The sequence below is a fragment of the Streptomyces sp. NBC_00400 genome, assembly GCF_036048035.1.
Taxonomy (GTDB): Bacteria; Actinomycetota; Actinomycetes; order Streptomycetales; family Streptomycetaceae; genus Streptomyces.
This window is the reverse complement of sequence record NZ_CP107940.1, coordinates 7,561,683-7,582,062: the sequence shown is the minus strand read 5'-3', so window position 1 is coordinate 7,582,062 and position 20,380 is coordinate 7,561,683. Positions and strand designations below refer to the sequence as shown.

At 71.7% G+C, this 20,380-nt stretch carries 15 protein-coding genes; 5 read left to right on the top strand and 10 right to left on the bottom strand.

Annotated features, from left to right (window positions below; genetic code table 11):
• The first annotated feature begins 67 nt into the window (after window positions 1–67).
• The 3 genes from OHS81_RS33380 (at window position 68) to OHS81_RS33370 (ending at window position 3,491) form a co-directional block, all read left to right on the top strand.
• Entirely contained in the window at window positions 68–1,036 is a 969-nt protein-coding gene (locus OHS81_RS33380; protein ID WP_328391606.1) for an isocyanide synthase family protein, read from the top strand.
• Window positions 984–1,970 carry a PucR family transcriptional regulator gene (locus tag OHS81_RS33375; protein ID WP_328389477.1) on the top strand — a complete coding sequence of 329 codons (987 nt, stop codon included), beginning with the start codon at window positions 984–986 and terminating at the stop codon, window positions 1,968–1,970. Before OHS81_RS33380 ends, OHS81_RS33375 begins: the two co-directional genes overlap by 53 nt.
• A 342-nt stretch (window positions 1,971–2,312) precedes the next feature.
• Window positions 2,313–3,491, top strand: coding sequence for a serine hydrolase domain-containing protein (locus tag OHS81_RS33370; RefSeq protein ID WP_328389475.1), 1,179 nt, complete (start codon window positions 2,313–2,315; stop codon window positions 3,489–3,491).
• Window positions 3,492–3,572: 81 nt separating this feature from the next.
• Here OHS81_RS33370 and OHS81_RS33365 read toward each other — a convergent pair whose 3' ends face one another.
• The 5 genes from OHS81_RS33365 to OHS81_RS33345 form a co-directional block, all read right to left on the bottom strand.
• Window positions 3,573–4,031, bottom strand: a complete 459-nt coding sequence (locus OHS81_RS33365) for a cyclic nucleotide-binding domain-containing protein (protein ID WP_328389473.1) — start codon at window positions 4,029–4,031, stop codon at window positions 3,573–3,575.
• Window positions 4,032–4,130: 99 nt separating this feature from the next.
• Complete coding sequence (locus tag OHS81_RS33360) at window positions 4,131–7,016, bottom strand: NHLP bacteriocin export ABC transporter permease/ATPase subunit (protein ID WP_328391604.1); 2,886 nt, start codon at window positions 7,014–7,016, stop codon at window positions 4,131–4,133.
• A 10-nt stretch (window positions 7,017–7,026) separates the two neighbouring features.
• Window positions 7,027–9,312, bottom strand: coding sequence for an NHLP family bacteriocin export ABC transporter peptidase/permease/ATPase subunit (locus OHS81_RS33355; protein WP_328389471.1), 2,286 nt, complete (start codon window positions 9,310–9,312; stop codon window positions 7,027–7,029).
• Window positions 9,309–10,115, bottom strand: coding sequence for an HlyD family efflux transporter periplasmic adaptor subunit (locus tag OHS81_RS33350; RefSeq protein ID WP_328389469.1), 807 nt, complete (start codon window positions 10,113–10,115; stop codon window positions 9,309–9,311). Before OHS81_RS33350 ends, OHS81_RS33355 begins: the two co-directional genes overlap by 4 nt.
• 175 nt (window positions 10,116–10,290) lie before the next feature.
• Window positions 10,291–10,518, bottom strand: a complete 228-nt coding sequence (locus tag OHS81_RS33345; protein WP_328389467.1) for a type A2 lantipeptide — start codon at window positions 10,516–10,518, stop codon at window positions 10,291–10,293.
• 800 nt (window positions 10,519–11,318) lie between these two features.
• Here OHS81_RS33345 and OHS81_RS33340 point away from each other — a divergent pair.
• Window positions 11,319–12,350, top strand: a complete 1,032-nt coding sequence (locus tag OHS81_RS33340; RefSeq protein WP_328389465.1) for a PHP domain-containing protein — start codon at window positions 11,319–11,321, stop codon at window positions 12,348–12,350.
• Between the two features lie 84 nt (window positions 12,351–12,434).
• On the opposite strand, the gene OHS81_RS33335 is transcribed toward OHS81_RS33340, so the two are convergent.
• The 4 genes from OHS81_RS33335 to tdh all read right to left on the bottom strand — a co-directional run bounded on the left by OHS81_RS33335 (window position 12,435) and on the right by tdh (window position 17,157).
• A complete protein-coding gene (locus OHS81_RS33335; RefSeq protein ID WP_328389463.1) occupies window positions 12,435–13,796 on the bottom strand; it encodes a chloride channel protein in 1,362 nt (453 codons plus the stop codon).
• A gap of 114 nt (window positions 13,797–13,910) precedes the next feature.
• Window positions 13,911–14,819, bottom strand: a complete 909-nt coding sequence (locus OHS81_RS33330) for a LysR family transcriptional regulator (RefSeq protein ID WP_328389461.1) — start codon at window positions 14,817–14,819, stop codon at window positions 13,911–13,913.
• A gap of 35 nt (window positions 14,820–14,854) precedes the next feature.
• Window positions 14,855–16,048 (bottom strand): glycine C-acetyltransferase, encoded by a 1,194-nt coding sequence (locus OHS81_RS33325; protein WP_328389459.1) that lies wholly within the window; start codon window positions 16,046–16,048, stop codon window positions 14,855–14,857.
• 80 nt (window positions 16,049–16,128) lie between these two features.
• On the bottom strand, window positions 16,129–17,157 hold the full coding sequence (gene tdh / locus OHS81_RS33320; RefSeq protein ID WP_328389457.1) for an L-threonine 3-dehydrogenase: 1,029 nt from the start codon (window positions 17,155–17,157) through the stop codon (window positions 16,129–16,131).
• A 489-nt stretch (window positions 17,158–17,646) separates the two neighbouring features.
• Here tdh and OHS81_RS33315 point away from each other — a divergent pair, with 489 nt between their 5' ends.
• Window positions 17,647–19,293: a S1 family peptidase gene (locus OHS81_RS33315; RefSeq protein WP_328389455.1), complete on the top strand. Its 1,647-nt coding sequence runs from the start codon at window positions 17,647–17,649 to the stop codon at window positions 19,291–19,293.
• 183 nt (window positions 19,294–19,476) lie between these two features.
• Here the strand turns inward: OHS81_RS33315 and OHS81_RS33310 are convergent, their stop codons facing one another.
• Entirely contained in the window at window positions 19,477–20,256 is a 780-nt protein-coding gene (locus tag OHS81_RS33310) for a VOC family protein (protein WP_443058803.1), read from the bottom strand.
• Window positions 20,257–20,380 lie beyond the last annotated feature (124 nt).

Below are 20,380 nucleotides of genomic sequence, written 5' to 3'. Positions count from 1 at the left end.
TTCCCCGTCCGGTCACGGAGGGACCACATGCCACCTGCCCGGTCACGAACGGACCGGATGCCGCGTGCTGACCAGCCCGGCCCGACCGCGCCCCGGTGTGCCCGACGGCCACCCGGCCGGCTGCGCGGCGGTGCTCGCCGAGCTGCTGCCCTACCGCCGCACCCTGGACTCCGGCCACGAGGACGGGGACATGGACATGGACACCCCCGACGCCTTCCCCGCCCAACTGCGGCAGCTCGCCGCTCCGGTGGCGGCGGGCGCACCCCTCGTCTTCACCCTTCCGGGTTTCCCCTGCAAATCACCCCATCCGGCCAAGGTGCTCGGCCACCTCCCCGACGAGGGCGAACGGCTGGCGCTGCGCTTCCTGGACGCCCTGTGTGCCCGGATCGAGGCCGTCCACCCGCCCGGGGCGCGGGTGGTCATCTGCTCGGACGGGCATGTCTTCAGTGATCTCATCCACGTGCCGGACCGGGACATCGATGCCTACGCCGACGCCCTGCGCGTACTGATCCACGACGAGGGCCTGACCCGGCTGGACGTCTTCGACCTGCGCCAGGTCTACGGGCAGCGGCTGTCGCACGACGCCAAACGGGCCCTCGTCCACGACCGCTACGCCCCGGCCCTGGAGGACCTGCGGTCCCTGACGCGCAGCGACGAACCGACGCGCCGCCTGTACCAGGGCATCACCCGCTTCCTCGCCGAGGACTCGGCCTCGTTCACGGGCACCCGTTCGGCGTGGCAGCGCGACTGCCGCCGCCGTGCCTACGGTGTGATGCAGCGCAGCCGCGCCTGGGGCGAGCTGATCGGCGCGCACCACCCGGGCGCCATCCGGCTCTCCATTCATCCGCAGCCGCGGGGCTCGGCCAAGTTCGGGATACGGCTGCTCGATGCGCCCGATGTGTGGATGACGCCCTGGCACTCCTGTGTGCTCGAACACCGCGACGGGCGGCGGGAGTTGCTGCACCGGGCGGACGCCGAGCGGCTTGGCCGGCTGGTGTTCCGCCAGGGCCGGCCGAGCCACTTCGTGGCCGGGTGAGGGACGGGGCGCCTTCGAGCAGCTGCACGGCTATGCCGAACTCCCCGCCGACGTCAAGGACGTGGAGATCGCGGCGACCGCGCGGCACGGGCTGCGGCTGTTCCTGGACCGGGTGACGCACGACCCCGGTCCCCGGACCGCACCCGGCGACTTCGACGTCTTCCGCGAACGCGCCGCCCAGCGGGCCGAGGAGGGCATGCCGTTGCCTCTGCTGCTGACCACGCACTGTGTGGGGGTGCGGGTGCTGTGGCAGGCACTGCGGGACGCGGCCCGGCCGGGCGAGGAGGCCGCACTGGTAGAGCTGGCGGGCTATCTGTTCGGGGCCGGGCAGCGGATTGTGCACGCGGTCACCGAGACCTACCTCGACGAGCAGGCCGCGCTCACCGCCGAACGGCCCGCGGAGCACCGTTCGTTGCTGCGCGGGCTGCTGGAGGGCACCGCACCTCCTCCGGCCGGCAGCGGGCTCGACGGGCCGTCGCTGGTCCTCTTCGTCCAGCTGCCGGGCGGCCCCCGGGCTCCGGTTGCCGCCCGGCGCGTGGGGCGACGGCTTCAGGCGGCGCTGGACCGCGCGTTCGGCAGGGAGGTGGCCGCCCTGCTCGACGGCACCGGGGGCAGGGCGATCGTGCCCGGCGGGGCAGAGCCGCCGCCCGCACTCGCCGGACTGCTCGACGGGGTCTGCGGTCCGGGCGTACGGCTCGCCGCCGTGCAGGCGGAAACGGGCGCCCGGATCCCGGAGGCGGCACGTACCGCCGCACGGATCGTCCGGGTGGCCCGTGCCTGCGGGCACCCCGCCGGGCTGCACCGGCTCGATGACGTCCTGCTCGACCTGTCCACACCACGGGGCGCGGCACTGGCGCCGGCCGCACTCCTGCTCCGCGACGCCGAGGAGGAGCCGGACAGGCCGGCCTCCGCCGGGGAGGGTGACGGCGCCTGAGCGGAGCCAACAGAATGGTGTGGTGGGCCCATGTCTCGTTGCCTGCAGCCACGTTGAGCAAGCCGTGGCGAAGGGGTAGAGGCCCGCCCCCAACTGTTACCCCTGCTGGATGCGATACCCCGCGCCGAAGGCCGCACCGCCCGCCCCCGCCACCGGCCATCGGCCATCGGCCTCCGCAGCGTTCGCGACCGCGGGCAAGTGCCCTGCCATGCAGGACCCTGACGCGGCATCAGGGGAATCCGTAGGGGAATCCGGATACGTGATCGTCCTTGATCGTGATCACGATCAAGGACGGACTTCATACGGTGAGGGCACCCCATATGCCATGAAAGGGATGTGCCCATGTACCAGAGAACAGTTGCCGTTGCCGCCCTGTTTTCCGCAGCAGCCCTTGTCTCCACAGCCGTTCCGGCTGCTGCCGCTCCCGCCGGTGAGCACACGAAGGACGCGGCGGCCGCGCGTGGATCCGGCAAGGGTGCCGCGCTGCAGAAAGCCCTGGACCGCATCGTTGCCGAGGGTGCCCCCGGAGCGATAGCCGAGGTACGGGAGAACAACCGTGTCTGGCGGGTGAGCAGCGGCGCCGCCGACCTCCAGGACAGACGGCCGGCCCAGCCCGGCGACCGGTTCCGGGCCGGGAGCGTGACCAAGACCTTCGTCGCCACGGTCGTGCTGCAACTGGTCGACGAGGGACGGATCGGAGGGGACGACCCCATCGGACGCCACTTGCCCGGGCTTGTCCCCGACGGGGACGACGGCACGCCCGTCACCGTACGCCAACTGCTGCACCACACCAGCGGGATCCCCAACTACACCGACGTGCTCCGGCGCGGCCACGACCCCTTACACAAGCTCCAGCATTCCCACTACACCGCCCGCGAGCTTGTGGGGATCGCGCTGAAAGAGCCCCGCCCGTTCAACCCCGGTCAGCCCGGGAAGTGGGCGTATTCCAACACCAACTACGTGATCCTGGCCATGCTGATCGAGAAGGCCACCGGTCGTACGCTGAACCACGAGATCGACCGTCGCATCGTGCACCCGCTCCACCTCACCGGAACCAGCATCCCCACCACCGCTCATCTGCCCGGCCGTCACCTGAACGGTTACGAGCTGCTTCCCGGAAAGAACGCACCGGACGAATTCACCGACTTCAGCCCCACTGCGTTCTGGGGCCCAGGCAACATCGTCTCCACCACCGCCGACCTGAACCGCTTCTACCGCGCCCTTTCCGGCGGCGGGCTGCTGCCGTCCCATCTGTGGCAGGAGATGCGGGCGTTCCGGGATACGGATCGCGGACCGGAGCGGATGTACGGGCTGGGCCTGGAGAGCAGAGCCGCCTACTGCCCGGGGGAGAAGCCGGTATGGGGCCACACCGGGAGCATCCCCGGCTACAGCACCTTCAGCTTCACGTCGGCCGGCGGTCAGCGGCAGATCTCCCTTGCTGTCAACACCAGCCTCACCATGCCGGAGAAGGCGAATGACGCGGTCGCGAAGGTGTTCGGCACAGCCCTGTGCGCGACGTAGCGCATCCGTCACAAGCCGGCGACCGCGCGCCGGTCAGCGGTCACGCCGGTCAGCGGTCACGCCGGTCAGCGGTCACGCCGGTCAGGGATCGAGGCCGCTGCCCTGGGGACCGTACAGATCCAGCAGCCGGACCCGGGTGCCGTGCAGCCGGTCGGCCACCGTTTCGGCGACATAGCGGTACATCGCCCGGCCGAGGACGGGGTCGGATTCACACAGGGCGCGGACCACCTTGGCGTCGAACTCCACGGCCTCGACCGGGCCCACGGTCTGTGCTCCGAAGTGCCACAGATAGGGCGGGAACAGCCAGGACCAGCCGAGCAGTTCGTCCCGGCCGAGCGTTTCGACGACCGCGGCGCGGCGCCCGGGGACCCGCTGATCGAGCACCACCTGTCCGCTGCGGATGATCCAGAAGTGGTCCGCCCGCCGACCCTCCTCGAAGAGGCGGCTGGCGCGCGGCAGCGACACCTCGACGGCGATATCGGTCAGCCGCCGGCGCCGGTCGGGCGGCATCCCGTGGAACAGGTCCCTGCTGCTGGCCATCGCATCCTCCGCTCGCTCCCTGCACGATATGGGGTGCTTTGCCGGTATGCCGGGAAGGCTCGACCGGGCGGAGCGGCGGCGGGATCCCGCCGGGGCGGGTCAGGTCATCTGGCGCCGCACCAGATCGTGCAGCCGACCGCCGGTGTCGGCAAGCAGCTCGGCCGGGGCGCCCTGCTCGACGATCCGGCCGTCCGCCATGACGATCACGCGGTCGGCGTCCATGACCGTGGACAGCCGGTGGGCGATCACCAGGCGGCTGGCGCTGAGCTTGCGGGTGCTGTCGATGACGATGCGCTGGGTCTCGTTGTCCAGGGCGCTGGTGGCCTCGTCGAAGAACAGGATCCGCGGGCGGCGGACCAGCGCCTGGGCGATCATCAGCCGCTGGCGCTGGCCGCCGGAGATGGCGCCGCCGCCGGAGATCATGGTGTGCAGGCCCATCGGCATCCGCTTGATGTCCTCGGCCAGACCCGCCATCTCGGCGGCCGCCCAGGCCTCTTCCTGGGTGAAGGACTCGGCGCCGCAGATGCAGTCCAGGATCGAGCCGGTGAGGGGCTGGGCGTTCTGCAGGACGACGCCGCACTGGCGGCGCACCGCCGCCTGGTCCAGGGCGGCCAGGTCCTGGCCGTCGTAGAGCACATGGCCCGAGGTCGGCTTGTCGAAGCCGATGAGCAGCCGGAGCAGGGTCGACTTGCCGCAGCCGCTGGGGCCGACGACGGCCACGAACTCGCCGGGCCGGACCTGGAACGAGACGTCGTCGAGAACGAGCGGGCCGTCTTCGGTGTAGCGGAACGACAGCTTCTTGGCCTCGATGCCGCCGGACAGGGCACCGGGCTGGGCGCTGGCGCCGCGTACTTCGGGCTTCTCGTCCAGGACCGGCTTGATCTGCTCGAACATCGGCATCGCGGCGGCCGCCGAGATGAAGGCGCCGGTGATCTGGGTGACCGAGGTCAGCAGCATGGTCACCGCGGTGTTGAAGGTGAGGAACGAGGCGGCCGACATGCTGCCGCGGGCCGGTCCGGCCAGCAGCATGAACATGATGAGCGAACAGACCGGCAGGTAGACGGCGTTGAGGACGGTGGTCAGGTTCTTGATCCGGCCGGCCTTCTGCTGGAGTTCGCGGGAGCGGGCGAACTCCCGGGCCCAGGCCGCGTAGGCAAAGCTCTCGGCCGCGGCGACCCGCAGCTTGGGCAGGCCGCGCAGGGTCTGGAACGCCTGGTTGTTGAGCTTGTTGCCGAGCGTGACCAGCCGGCGCTGCCAGCGCAGCTCCCACAGGCCCATGGCGAGGAACACGGCACCGATGACGAGCAGCATGGCGATCGCCGCCATCGCCAGCGGCACGCTGTACAGGAGCAGCATCACCAGGTTCATCGCGCCGACCGTCGTGGCCTGCACGGCCACCGGGCCGAGTCCGGACAGCACCCGCCGGATGGCGCTGATGCCCATCGCGGCGCTGGCCAGCTCTCCGGTGGAGCGTTCGGTGAAGAACTTCGTCGGCAGCCGCAGCAGCCGGTCCCACACGGCCGGCTGCAGCGCGCTCTCGATCCGGCCCTCCATCCGCAGCACGGTGAGGTTCTGCAACAGCATGAAGGCGGCGGAGACGACGCTGGTGATGATGACGGCCAGCGAGACCTGGACGATCAGGCTCTTGTCGGCGCTCGGGACGTACTCCCCGAGCACCTTGCCGGTCGCGAGGGGGACGAGGGCGCCCAGCCCCACCGTCACCAGCCCGGCGAGAGCCAGATTCCGCAGGTCGAGCCGGGAGCCGCGCAGGCTGAAGAGCATCAGCCGCCACAGGCTCATGGGCCGCTCCGGCAGCGGGCGGTAGAACATCACGGCGCGCGGCTCGAAGGCGTCGGCGTTGTCCTTGTCGATACGCATCCGCAGCCCGGAGGCCGGGTTGACCGCCTCGTAGCGGCCCCGGCGCCACAGCAGCGCCACGGGGGCACCGGACTTGGCGCGGTGGCCCACCAGGGGTCCGGTGTCGGTCCGCCACCAGCGGCCCTGGAGACGGACCGCGCGGGTGCGGATCCGCGAGCTGACCGCGATGCGTTCGACGGGGGTGATGCGGTCGTTGGCGGCGGCGCCCTTCGGCGGCTCGGTCAGCGTGATCCGGGCCGCCTCGGCGACCGTGCGGCAGACCGCGAAGGTGGCGTCGTCGCCGGCCCGGTCCGTCGCGGCGCTGCCCCGTCCGGACCGGTCCTGGCGGCCGATGGACGCGATCAGCGCCTGGTCGGCCCGCTCGCGGACGGCCTCGCCCGCCTTGATGCCGGCTGCCGTGCGATCCTCGTGGGCGCGCTCCAGCTGCTCGATCCAGCGGTCGACGGCGGACAGCAGCCGGTACTGCTGATTGACCATCTGCTGCCACAGCTCGGGGTCCACCAGCAGATCGCCGGACGCCTCCGCGCTGTAGGAGGCGCCGTACTGCACACTGCCGGGCGGGACCGGCATCCACAGGATGTCGTCGTCGGCCACCGCTTCATCGGCGGGCCGGCCGTCGAGCGGTGCCTCGAACAGCACGCCCAGGCTGCGGGCCGTGCCCAGCGCGAAGGCGTGTTCCAGCGCGGAGAGCGCCTCGCCCTGGCCGCCGTGGCCGGTGTCGTAGCCGTAGCCGTCCTGGGTGCCGTACTGCGGGATGGACCCGGTGTCGCCGTACTCCCCGTACTCGTACCGGGGCAGTTCACGCAGCTCGATCCGGCGCAGCAGGCAGTCCTGGGACGGCCGGCCGAGCAGGGTGTGGTGCGGGCCCGCGACCGGTCCGAGCAGGAGGGTGCCCGCTTCGAGACGGCCGAGGAAGTGCCAGTGCCCTTCCTCGACGGCGTCGACCGCGAAGAGGTCGAGCGATCCGCCGGTGACGAGCCACAGCACATGCGGGCCCTCCAGGGGAACGCTGCGCAGGCCGGTGCAGTCGACGGGCGTGCCGAGGCCGCCCAACGCCTGGGTCACCGCGTCGGTGTCGCCCGGTCCCACGACCGCGGGCGGGGGCATGGATGACACGTCAGTGCTCCTTGACCAGCTCGGCGTACGGGCCCCCGGCGGCGACCAGGTTCTCGTGCCGGCCGCGTTCGACGACCACGCCGTGGTCGAGGACCACGATCTCGTCGCTGTCGCGGACCGTGCTGAGCCGGTGGGCGATGACGACGCAGGCACAGCCGCGCCGCCGCAGGTTGTCCATGATGGTCTGCTCGGTCTGCGCGTCCAGGGCGCTGGTGACCTCGTCGAGGACCAGGATGCTGGGGCGCCGGACCAGCGCGCGGGCGATCTCCAGCCGCTGGCGCTGGCCGCCGGAGAAGTTGCGGCCGTCCTGCTCGACGCGGCTGTAAATGCCGTCGGGGCGACGGGCGATCACATCGTCGTAGAGCACGGCGTCCTGGAGGGCGGTGATGACCGCGTCGTCCGGGATGGACGGGTCCCACAGCGCCACGTTGTCCCTGACCGTGCCCTCGAAGAGGAAGATGTCCTGGTCGACGAAGGACACGGAGGCGGCCAGCGCGCTGCGCGAGAGGTCCTCCAGGCGCTGTCCGTCGATGCGGATGGTGCCTTCCCAGGGGCTGTAGAGGCCGGAGATCAGCCGGGAGACGGTGGACTTGCCGCTGCCGGAGCCGCCGACGAGGGCGACCTGCCGGCCGGGGCCGACGGCCAGGGAGAAGCCGGTGAGCAGCGGTTTGTCCAGCGGGCTGTAGCCGAAGGTGATGTCCTCCAGCGTCACATGGCCCTTGAGGCGGCGGGTGTCGGCGTCCGGCTCGGGGCGCGAGTAGAGCGTGTCGACGGGGAAGCTCTCGACGTCCTTGAGGCGGGCCACATCGGCGGCGAAGTCCTGGATGCGGCCGGCCACTCCGTTGAGCCGGGTGATGGGTGCGGTGAAGCGGGTCACCAGCGCCTGGAAGGCGACCAGCAGACCGATGGAGATATGGCCCTCGACCGCCCGCAGCCCGCCGATCCACAGGATCAGTGCGCTGTTGAGCGTGGCCAGGGTGGGGGCGACGACGGCCAGCGCGGCGCTCGGGACCCCGAGGCGCTGTTGCACCTCCAGCGTGGTGGCGTGCTGGCCGGCCCAGCGGCGGAAGTAGCCGTTCTCCCCGCCGGTGGCCTTCATCGTCTCGATGAGCTGCAGACCGGTGTAGGAGGTGTTGGTCAGCCGGGCGGTGTCGGCGCGCAGCTTCTGGGTGTGGGTGGCGCGCAGCCGGATCACGATCCGCATGGCGACCACGTTGAGCAGCGCGATGCCCACGCCGATGACCGTCAGCTGGGGGTCGTAGGTCCACAGCAGGAAGGCGTAGAGGATGACCACGATCCCGTCCACGCCCGCGGCGGCGAGGTCGCGCGCCAGGGTTTCGGCGACCGCGTCGTTGGACTGCAGGCGCTGGACCAGGTCGGCCGGGCTGCGCTGGGCGAAGAAGGTGACCGGGAGTCTGAGCAGGTGGCGCAGGAAGCGGGCGCTGGTCAGAGTGGAGGAGATGATGCGGCCGCGCAGCAGGTTCGCCTGTTGCAGTCCGGTCAGCACGGCGGTCAGCGTGACCATCGCGGCCATCGACGCGAAGAGCGGCCCCAGCAGCGAGGTCTGGTTGCCGATCAGGAACATGTCGATGTAGGTACGGCTCAGCGCGGGCACCGCCGCACCGACCGCGACCAGCAGCAGGCTGGCGAGCAGCGCGGCCAGCAGGGTGCCGGTGGTGCCGCGCATCCGGGCGGGCACGGCGCCGAGCACGCCGGGCTTGCGGCCGCCCTTGCGGAAGTCCTCGCCGGGCTCGAAGACCAGGGCGACACCGGTGAAGCTGGTGTCGAAGTCCTCGGTCGGCACGAAGCGGCGGCCCTTGTCGGGGTCGTTGATGCGGACGCCCCGGCGGCCGAAGCGGCGGCTGGTGCCGTCGTAGACGACGTAGTGGTTGAACTCCCAGAACAGGATGGCCGGCGCCTGCACCTCGGCGAGTGCGGACGGTTCCATCTGCATGCCCTTGGCCTGCAGGCCGTAGCTGCGGGCGGCCTTGAGCAGATTGCTGGCGCGCGAGCCGTCGCGGGAGACGCCGCAGGCGATCCGCAGCTCCTCCAGCGGTACGTGCCGCCCGAAGTGGGCGAGCACCATGGCCAGCGAGGCGGCGCCGCACTCCACGGCCTCCATCTGGAGGACGGTGGGGGTGCGTACGGTCTTCGTCTTCCCGGGCTTCGGGGCGGGCGCGGCACGGCGGGTCCGGCGGGCGCCGGGCGCGGGTTCGGGACGGTGCCTGCCACGGCCGGGAGGCGGCAGCTGCTGCTGCGGGGCCGCGGAGTTGTCGGTGGCGGTCATGGCAGCAGCCAATCGATCGGGTGCTGCGCGGCCAGATGGACGGCGCCGGTGACCGGCGTCATCGAATCGAGGGCGTACGGCGGGCCGCCGGAGGCCGACCAGGCATAACCGGATGCGCTGTGCGGGGCGGCGTCGAGCTGTACCAGGACCGCGAGGGGCTGGCCGTGCTGCGAGAACTGCTCGCCGAGCTGGCTGTTGCCCAGGTAGGCGCCGATCCGCTGGCGGGTCTGGGCGGTCCTGCCGACGGCCTTGACCCGCCCGCGCAGGACGCCGTACTGCTGGCTCGGCACGGACTGGACGGTGAGGTCGACCAAGGCGCCGACGGGGACGGTGGCGCCGCTCTGGGCCGGGACGTACAGCGTGGCGGTCAGGGGGTCGCGGGCGTGGGCGACGCGCTCCACGGAGGCGACATCGGCGCCGGTGGTGACGACGGAGCCGATCGTGGCGACCATCGTGGTCAGCCGGCCGGCGGCGAGCGTGCGGACGACGGTGGTGCCGCGGGCGGTGCGGACCTTCAGCACCGGGGTGTTGGCGGCCACCCGCTTGCCCTCTTGGGCGAGCACGGCGGTGACCTGACCCGAGACGGGGCTCTGCAGGATGTAGCTGCCCTGGCCGTGGGTGAGGATTCCGGGCGCGCCGAGGGTGGACGACACGGTGCCGGTCACCGCCCATACGGAAGCGGCGATCACGAAGAGGACCGTGACGGTGAGCACGAGCCAGCCCTGGGGGCGGGCGAAGCGCACCGGCAGATCGATCTCCTCGGGCGACTGCAGCTTGGAAAGGGCCTGTTGGCGGAACTGCACGACACTCTTCCCTCAACTGCAATGGTCTGTCAGACGGGTGGCGGCCGTGCGCCCCGGTCCCGGGCACAGCCAGGGATCCGGGGCACGCGGCCCGGCATGTCGGCAAGGAGGGGGCGCCGACCTGCCGTTGTCACCGTTCAAAGCCGGCTGTACCGCTCAGCGGTACAGGGACGACTCAGAGACCGGAGACGAGGCCCGAGGCGGTGCCGACGACGCCCGAGACGTTGGCGCCGGTGGCGCCGTCGACCAGGCCGGTGGCGGTGCCCACGGCACCCGAGACCGGGGCGATGGAGTCAACGGTGTTGGTGGCGGTGCCGACCACGCCGTTGAGGAGGCCACCGGACACGTTGTCCAGGTCGGCGTCGGAGATTTCCTGGGTCTGAACCTGGGGGATGGAGTTCATGGTGTTTCCCTTCGATGAATATCTCGAAAAAAGCTGCGCCCGAACCGTCCGGTGGGGTGGTCCGGCCGCGGCTGCGGCAGTCGGGTACCCGAAATCGGGAACCGATGGTGTGACTCCCGCGATGCGAAGGATCAAAGCATGCGGGCGCGTTGCGCTGCTAATCGGAGAACTGCTGATCCGGACCCCAACGCCCCACTGAATTACCGGAAGTGCACGTGCATCCATGACTTGGTGGCAGCTTCTTCACAGGTTCTCCAGTTTCACTTTCAACTCATCGGTAACCACTCATTCGGCGAACTGGACATTCCCGCACCAAACCGTTGACGCGCAGGTCAGCGTGGGGATGCGCCACGGGAGACGATGTGCCGACTGCGCTTTCGGTGTGCAGATTCCTTGAAGACCGCCAATTTTTACGGCACCTGAGCACAGCAAGATCACGAAACTCCGGAACGCGCCTCGGAGGGGCCGCTCCGAATGTTGCAGAGGCATGAAATGTGCCCGATTCGCCCGGAGTTCATGGGCGGCATCGGGTGAGTTGCACGCACGGAACGGAATCATCGGAACTATACGTGCCCCATTCCCTGGAAACGGATCGAGTGGCCGGAGAACGGACATAACCGCATAACGCCGCGCCTTCGGAACCGTCGGTAATGGGCGATTGTGGAGGGCGCCGCCGGCAGCCCGCCGGCAGCCCGGTGGCAGCCCGGTGGCAGCCCGGTGGCAGCCCGGTGGCAGCCGCCCACCGCGTACGGCACCGTGAAAGGACACCGCGGGGCCGGCGCCCCGGGAAGGAGCCGTCCGTGGACCCCGTCGAGGCGCTGGAGCGGATCGCGTTTCTGCTGGAGCGGCAGGGGGCGGTGACTTACCGCGTCCAGGCGTTCCGTACGGCCGCGACGGTGGTCGGGACGCTGTCCCCCGACGAGGCCCGGCGGCGCGCCCTGGACGGTTCGCTGGGGCGGGTCAAGGGGCTGGGGCCGAAGACCACCCGGGTGGTCGAGGAAGCGCTCGCGGGGGTGCGGCCCGCCTATCTGTCACATCTGACGGAGGAAGCGGGCGGGCCGCTGGTCGAGGGGGAGCAGGGGCAGCGGCTTCGACGGGCGCTGCGCGGTGACTGCCATCTGCACTCGGACTGGTCGGACGGCGGCAGCCCGGTCGAGGCCATGGCCCGCGCCGCCCGTGACCTCGGGCACGCCTGGTGTGTGCTGACCGACCACTCCCCCAGGCTCACCGTGGCCCGCGGGCTGACCGCCGAGCGGCTGCGCCGGCAGCTGTCGCTGGTGGCGGAGGTCAACCAGCGGCTGGCACCGTTCCGGCTGCTGACCGGGATCGAGTGCGACATCCTCGACGACGGCACCCTCGACCAGGAGCCCGAGTTGCTGGACCGGTTGGACGTGGTGGTCGCCTCGGTGCACTCCAAGCTGCGGATGGACAAGGCGCCGATGACCCGGCGGCTGCTGGCCGCGGTCCGCAACCCTCTGGTGGACGTGCTCGGTCACTGCACCGGACGGCAGATCACCGGCAAGCTGCGCCCGGAGTCGCAGTTCGACGCCGCCGAGGTGTTCGCGGCCTGCGCCGAGCACCGTACGGCCGTCGAGATCAACTGCCGTCCCGACCGCTTCGATCCGCCGCGCCGGCTGCTCCGCCAGGCGCTCGCGGCGGGCACGCTCTTCGCCATCGACAGCGATGCCCATGCGCCGGGCCAGCTGGACTGGCAGATCTACGGCTGTGCCCGCGCCGAGGAGTGCGGCGTACCTGCCGACCGGGTCATCAACACCTGGACGCAGCGCCAGTTGGCCACCTGGACCCGGACCGGCCGGACGCCGCGGCGCTGAGCGGGCCGGGTGCGGCGGGCCGTCAGGACAGCAGGCCGTCCGGCGGCGGCCCGCCGGAACAGCAGACGGTCGGACAGCAGGCCGTCAGGCGGCGTGCGGTGCCGCCGCGGCAGGCGCGTCCGCGGTGGTGGCCGGAGAGAGCCGGAGCGCCACGACATACGCCACGACCACCGCGACGATCACCAGCGGCATCACCGTCAGACCGCTCTTCCCCAGCAGCAGGGTGGCCAGCAATACCGAGGTCATCGGCAGCCGGAGCATCGCCACGCTCATGGCGCCGACGCCCATCGCAAAGGCCGGGGTGAGCGACAGGCCGGGCAGGTGGGACAGGACGACGCCGCCCGCCGCGCCGAGGAACAGCGCGGGAAAGATGGGCCCGCCCCGGAAGGCGCTCAGCGAGGCGCAGTAGGCCAGGCCCTTGCACACGACGAGCAGCAGCAGCGCCGCCACCGAGTAGCCGGCGCTGTCCCGGAACAGCGACCCCAGCGCCGACTGGCCCGAATAGAGCATTTCGGTGGCGGGCTTGCCGGTGATCCCGGCGAACGCCACCGCCAGCGCGCCCACCACCAGGCCCATCACCATCGTGGCCGGGACCCGGTGGCGGATCACCCGCCCCTTGAGGAACAGCGAGAGCCGCCGTACGCCGGCCCCGAGGAACGCCGCCGCCACGCCGATGACCAGGGCCCAGCCGAACTCCGGAAGTGTCGGCCCGGCGGCCTTGGGGATGTCGTGCAGCGCGAGGGAGTACGTACCGAGTCCCGTCCAGTCCCCCAGGCCGGTGAAGACCAGCGCACCGATTCCCGCCGCGAGCAGACCGGGCACCAGCATGATCCCCAGCATCGGGCCGCCCAGCCCCGACACCTCCATCAGGAGGAACGCCCCCAGAAGCGGGGAGCCCAGCAGTGCGCTGACCGCCGCGAAACTGCCGGCGGCGCCCACCGTGGCCACGCTCCGGGGGCTCACGCCCCGGCCCAGCAGCCGTGCGGCGCCCGCGGCCAGTCCGCCGCCGAGGGCGATGAGCGGCGCCTCGGGGCCGACCACCGCACCGAAGCTGAGGGAGGCCAGCGCCGCGAGCGCGATGCCGGGGAGCGCGGAGAGCGGGGGCGCACCCCTGAGCGCCAGCCCGTCGGCCGGCTCATGGCCGCCGTTGCCCGGCAGGTGACGGATGGCCAGGCCGACCAGCAGGCCGGCGACCACGAGCATCGGGACCGGCCACCACAGGGGTGTCCCGGCGAAGCCCAGCGCCCGCGGCAGGTCCGTGTAGATCAGTGGTTCCAGCTCGTGCACCAGCGCGAGGAAGCCGAACGCGACGGCACAGACCGGGAAGCCGACCACCGCCGCCACCAGCAGGAGCTTCAGATATCCGCGGGTGCGCACCAGTGCGTAGGGATCCCGGGACACGGTGGCGGGCGTCTCGCCCGCCGGGCCGGTGGAGCCGACCGACATCGCTCGCCTCCCTCGCCGCCGCCGTGCCGAGCCTGTCATGACCGGTCCTCCGCGGCATGCCGGGCGCGTCCTCGGGGGCACGGCCATCCGGGTGAACCGGGCCGTGCGGTGGCCTCACCCCTGCGGCGCCGCGGTCTCCCTGAGGGCGGCCAGCACCGGGCGGAGCAACGGGTGTTCCTCGGCGCCGCGGCGTACGGCGGCGAAGACCCGGCGGGTGGGGGCGACATCGTCGACGGGGCGGACCACCACCCCCGTGAGGTCCATGTCGCGCAGGGCCGAGCGGGGAACGAGGGCCACCCCCGCGGCGGCCGAGGCGAGGGCGACGACGGCCCGGAAGTCGTCGGAGGAGTGCTCCAGCCGGGGCTCGAAACCGGCGTATTCGCAGGCCAGGACGACCACGTCATGGCAGGGGTTGCCCGGGTAGGGACCGATCCAGGGGTCCTCGGCGAGGTCGGCCAGGGCCACCTGCGGCAGGCCGGCCAGGCGGTGGCCGGGCGGCAGCACGGCGTCGAACGGCTCGGCGTAGAGCGGGACCCGGGTCAGCCTCGGGTCGTCGGCGCGGGGCGCGCCCCGGTATTCGACGGCGACCGCCACATCCACCTGCCGGTCCAGGACCATCAGCAAGCTGGCGTCGCCCTCGGCGTCCTGGACGCGGACCCGGATGCCGGGGGCAGTGCGGGTGAGCGCGGTGAGCGCGGGCGCGACGACCAGGCCGATGCCGGTGGCGAAGGCCGCGACGGTGACCGTGCCGGCCTCGCCCGAGCCGTAGGCGGCGAGCTCGGACTCGGCGCGCTCCAGCTGGGCGAGGACGGCATTGGCGTGGGCGAGCAGGATGTCGCCCGCGGCGGTCAGCCGGACGCCGCGGGCGCTGCGTTCCACCAGACGGTGGCCGGTCTCCGCTTCCAGGGCGGCGAGCTGCTGGGAGACCGCCGAGGGCGTGAGATAGAGCGCGGCGGCCGCGGCGGTGACCGTACGGTGGTCGGCCACCGCACGGAGGATGTGCAGCCGTCGTGCTTCGATCATGCTCCCAGTTTCTCAGGCCCCGCCGGTGAGGGGCGTCAGGCGCTCAGCGCGGACCGCGCGTCGACGAAGGCGTCGACCGCGCGGTGGACGTCCGCGGTGGAGTGGGCGGCGGACAGCTGTACGCGGATCCGCGCCTGGCCCTGCGGGACCACCGGGTAGGAGAAGCCGATGACGTAGACGCCGCGCTCCAGCAGCAGCTCCGCCATCCGGGCCGCCTCGGCCGCGTCGCCGATCATGACGGGGGCGATGGCGTGGTCGCCGGGGAGGACGTCGAAGCCCTCCTCGGTCATCCGCGAGCGGAACAGCGCGGTGTTGGCGTGCAGCTGCTCACGCAGGTCGCCGGCCGACTCCAGCAGGTCGAGCACCTTCAGCGAGGCGGCGGCGATCACCGGGGCGAGCGAGTTGGAGAAGAGGTACGGGCGCGAGCGCTGGCGCAGCAGCGCGACGATCTCGGCGCGGGCCGCGACATAGCCGCCGGAGGCGCCGCCGAGGGCCTTGCCGAGGGTGCCGGTGATGATGTCGACCCGGTCCATGACGTCATGGAGCTCGGGGGTGCCGCGGCCGCCGGGACCGACGAAGCCGACCGCGTGCGAGTCGTCGACCATCACCATGGCGCCGTAGCGGTCGGCCAGGTCGCAGATCTCCCGCAGCGGCGCCACATAGCCGTCCATGGAGAACACGCCGTCGGTGACGACGAGCTTGCGGCCGTCGCTGCCGGCCTCCTTCAACTGGCGTTCCAGATCGGCCATGTCGCGGTTGGCGTAGCGGAAGCGGCGGGCCTTGGACAGGCGGATGCCGTCGATGATGGAGGCGTGGTTGAGGGCGTCGGAGATGACCGCGTCGTCCGGGCCGAGCAGGGTCTCGAAGACACCGCCGTTGGCGTCGAAGCAGGAGGAGTAGAGGATGGTGTCCTCCTGGCCGAGGAAGCCGGAAATCCGCTGTTCCAGCTCCTTGTGGACCTCCTGGGTGCCGCAGATGAAGCGGACCGAGGCGAGGCCGTAGCCCCAGCGGTCGAGCGCTTCGTGGGCGGCCGCGACGACCTCGGGGTGGTCGGCGAGGCCGAGGTAGTTGTTGGCGCAGAAGTTGAGCACTTCACCGGGGTTGCCCCCCGCGGTCACCGCCACCGTGGCGGACTGCGGGGTGCCGATGACCCGCTCGGGCTTGTGCAGGCCGGCGGCGCGGATCTCGTCGAGGGTGCCGCGCAGTTCATCGCGTACGGAGTCGAACATCAGGGGTGTCTCCAAGAGTCGGGGGAAGCGGGCGCGCGGTTCGAAGGGGCGCGCCGGAGGGAGGCCGGGCCGGGAAGTGTTCAGGCGGTCCAGTCGAGGATGATCTTGCCGCTGCGGCCGCTGGCGGCGTCGTCGAAGGCGGCGTCGAAGTCCTTGTACGCATAGCGGCCGGTGATCACCGGCGCGAGGTCGAGACCGCCTTCGAGCAGTACGGACATCGCGTACCAGGTCTCGAACATCTCCCGGCCGTAGATGCCCTTGATCGTGATCATGGAGGTGACGATCCGGGACCAGTCCACGGGGAACTGTGCGGCGGGCAGGCCGAGGACGGCGATCCGGCCGCCGTGCGTCATGTTGGCGATCATGTCCTGCATCGCCTCGGGCCGGCCGGACATCTCCAGCCCGATGTCGAAGCCCTCCCGCAGACCGAGTGCGCGCTGACCCTCGGTGATGGTCGTCTCGGCGACATTGAGGGCGAGGCTGACCCCGACCTTGCGGGCCAGTGCGAGGCGTGCCTCGCTGACGTCCGTGATCACGACATTGCGGGCCCCGGCATGCCGGGCGACGGCCGCGGCCATGATGCCGATCGGCCCGGCGCCGGTGATCAGTACGTCCTCGCCGACCAGCGGGAACGACAGCGCGGTGTGCACGGCATTGCCGAAGGGGTCGAAGACGGCGGCGATATCGAGGTCGACGGGGACCCGGTGCACCCACACATTGGTGGCGGGCAGCGCCACGTACTCGGCGAACGCGCCGTCCCGGCCGACGCCGAGACCGACGGTGGCGCGGCACAGATGGCGGCGGCCGGCCAGACAGTTGCGGCACTTGCCGCAGACGAGATGGCCCTCGCCGCTCACCAGATCGCCGGTCTTGACCTCGGCCACATCGCGGCCGGTCGCCACCACCTCACCGACGAATTCATGACCGATCGTCAGCGGGGTGGCGATGGACTGCTGGGCCCAGCCGTCCCATGCACGGATGTGCAGGTCGGTGCCGCAGATGCCGGTGCGCAGCACCTTGATCAGGACATCGCCCGGGCCGACGGCCGGTTCCGGCACGTCCATGAGCCAGAGACCCGGCTCCGCTTTCTGCTTGACCAGTGCCTTCACCGCAACGGCTCCCGTACCTGAGTGTGACCCTGCCGGGTGCCCGTCCCCGGTCACCCGATCTTCGTCAGGAAATCTTCCGTACGACGGCCGTCCGGTCCATCGAGGATTTCTTAAGCACGGTCACAGTTGCCCTTTACGCCCCATGGGCACCGGGGTGCACGGCCCCGGACGTGAGGGCGGTCACGCACCGCGCGAGGCCGGCCGCGCCGACGAATGCGCAGCTCGGGGGCAGTGCCGGTGGTCCGGGTGAGGTGATCGGGCAGGTCGCCGGGAGGGTGCCCGGGGTCGCGCGGCCGGTTCGGGAGTGTAAACGTTCGCCACCGCAAGCGTCGGAATTCATCACAGCTTGAGTGGCCGTGAGACCCGGATGCACGGGGCTACGTAGGACTGGGTGACAGCAACACACGGGTGCTGACGCGACGCACCGCGGTCGCCCGTGTGCCTCGTTCCTGTGCGTCCCTGGAGGTCAGTGAATTGAGCCACCGACATGTGAACAAGCGGACCGGCGTGGTCGTCGGCGCCGCTGCGGCCGCCATCGCGGCCGCAGCGATCCTGCTCCCCAACGCCAACGCGAGCACGGACCAGCCGGCGGCCCCGAAGACACTCAGCGCCCACTCGGCCACGCAGCTGGCGGCGTCCCTGAAGGCGGACCTGGGCGACAAGGGCGCCGGCTGGTACCTGGACAGCGCGAACGGCCACCTGGTCATGAACGTCCTGTCGGAGGACGACGCCAAGAGCGTCACGGCCAAGGGCGCCGTCGCCAAGGTCGTGCACAACAGCATGACCGCGCTGAAGGCCGGTGCGAAGACCCTGCGGGACTCCGCCTCGGTGCCCGGCACCGCGTGGTCGATCGACCCGAAGACCAACAAGATCGTGGTGCTCGCCGACAGAACCGTTACCGGCGCAAAGATGGCCACGCTCAACAAGGCCACGAGTGGCATGGGCGCAGGCATGGTCACCGTCAAGCGGTCTCAGGGCGAGTTCAAGCGGTACGACGGCGGGGACGCGGGGAGTGCGGCGGGCAACGCCGCCAGCGGCGGTGCGGCAGGCAACGCGGCCAGCGGCGGCGGGCAGGCGGCGGGCGGCGCCGGTGACGCCGGAGCGGCGGGCGGCGGCGATGCGGGAGCCGCAGGCGGCGGCGGTCAGGCCGCGGGCGGTGCCGGTGGAGCCGGTGGAGCCGGTGGAGCCGGTGGAGCCGGTGGAGCCGGTGGCGGGCAGGCCGCGGGGCCGGTCGGTGGCAGCGCCATCTTCGGCGGCAACGCACGCTGCTCGCTGGGTTTCAATGTCACCGTCAAGGGCGCACCCGCGTTCCTGACGGCCGGTCACTGCGGCAACGACTCCAAGACCTGGACGGCCGACCAGGGCGGCAGCCAGCCGCTGGGCACGGTGGCCGACTCCAAGTTCCCCAAGACGGACTTCGCGCTGGTCACCTACGACGACAAGGGCGCCCAGCCGGAGAGCTCGGTCGACAAGGGGGACGGCACCACCCAGAAGATCACCAAGGCCGCGGAGGCCGCCGTCGGGATGAAGGTGCAGCGCTCGGGCAGCACCACCGGCCTGCACGACGGCACGGTCACCGGCCTCGATGCGACGGTGAACTACGGCAACGGCGACATCGTCAACGGCCTCATACAGACGGATGTCTGCGCGGAGCCCGGCGACAGCGGCGGCTCGATGTTCTCCGGCGACTCGGCGGTCGGGCTGACCTCCGGTGGCAGCGGCGACTGCACCGCGGGCGGCGAGACCTTCTTCCAGCCGGTCACCGACGCACTCAAGGCCACGGGAGCGGAGATCGGTGCCGGGGGCGGCGGCGCGGGCGGCGGTGACGCGGCAGCGGGCGGCGGTGGCGCCGCAGGTGGCGGTGACGCAGCCGCAGGTGGCGGTGACGCGGCAGCGGGCGGCGGTGACGCAGCAGCCGGTGGCAGTGACGCGGCAGCGGGTGGCGCCGGAGCCGGCGACGCCGGTGCCGGAAACGCCGGTGCCGGAAACGCCGGTGCCGGAAACGCCGGTGCCGGAAACGCCGGAGCCGGGGATGCCGGAAGCGCGGGCGCGGGAGACGCCGGTGCCGGTGCCCAGGACCCCGGTGCGGGTGCCCAGGACCCGGGAGCCGGCGGCAGCGGTGATGCGCTGAACTGACCTCCGGGCCCTTGAGCCCCTTGATCCCCTGATCCCCGGGATCCCTCTGTGCCCTCGGCCCCGTCCCCTGCAACTGCGCAGGCGGGCGGGGCCGTTGAGCACGGAAGCCGCAAGCCGGAACAGGCCTCGGGCCGGAGCGGACCGCGAGCCGGAACGGGGCCTCAGTAAGACCGGAACGGGGCCTCAGTAAGAGACGACGGTGAAGAGGCCGCCGTCGGGGTCACGGATGACGGCCTGTTGGCCCTTGCCGTCCGGGGTCGGTGTCACGGGGGTGACGGTTCCGCCGGCGGCCACCGCGACGGCCGTCACCTTTTCGATCTCGCGGACCGGGAAGTGGACGTGCCAGCGGGGGCGCACCCGCGGGTCAGGGGCGGACTCCACGGCACCGCCCCGCAGGGTGGCGACGGTGTGCCGACCGTCCCGGACGAGGACCTGGTCGTGTTCGTAGGTCACATCGCAGCCGCCCGGCTCCCCGGAGGCCCAGCCGAAGACCTCCGCGTAGAAGATGGCGGCCGCGAACCCGTCCCGGGTGCGCAGTTCGAGCAGGGCGGGCGCGGCGCCCCGTCCAACCGACCACGCCAGGGTCTGGCCCTCCCAGAAGCCGAAGGTGGCGCCGTCCGGGTCGGCGGCGAGAGCGGCGCGTCCGGGGCCGAGCTTGAGCGGGCCGACGGCGACGGTCGCCCCGCGCTCGCGGATCCGGTCCGCGGTGTCGTCGGCGTTCTCCACCGCAAAGTAGGAGGTCCAGGCCACGGCGACCTGAAAGCTCTGGGCGAGGGCACCGATGCCGGCGACCGGCTGTCCGTCGGCCACCGCGACGGAGAACTCCTCACCGAGGCTGGCCGGGCGGAACCGCCAGCCCAGGACGGCGGAGTAGAAATCCTGCGCGGATTCCAGGTCGCTCGCCATCAGACTGACCCAGCACGGAGCGCCACGTACCGGAGTGGCCGGGCCATGGGCCGACATGACATCTGCCTCCTGTTGCTCAGCGCCCCTTCCCACTCTGCCAGCGACGGGGCAGGGCCGCACCAAGGGCGCGTCCCCCGGCATCAGCGCAGTTGTGCCGCTCTTGATCAGGCTCGATGCTGTA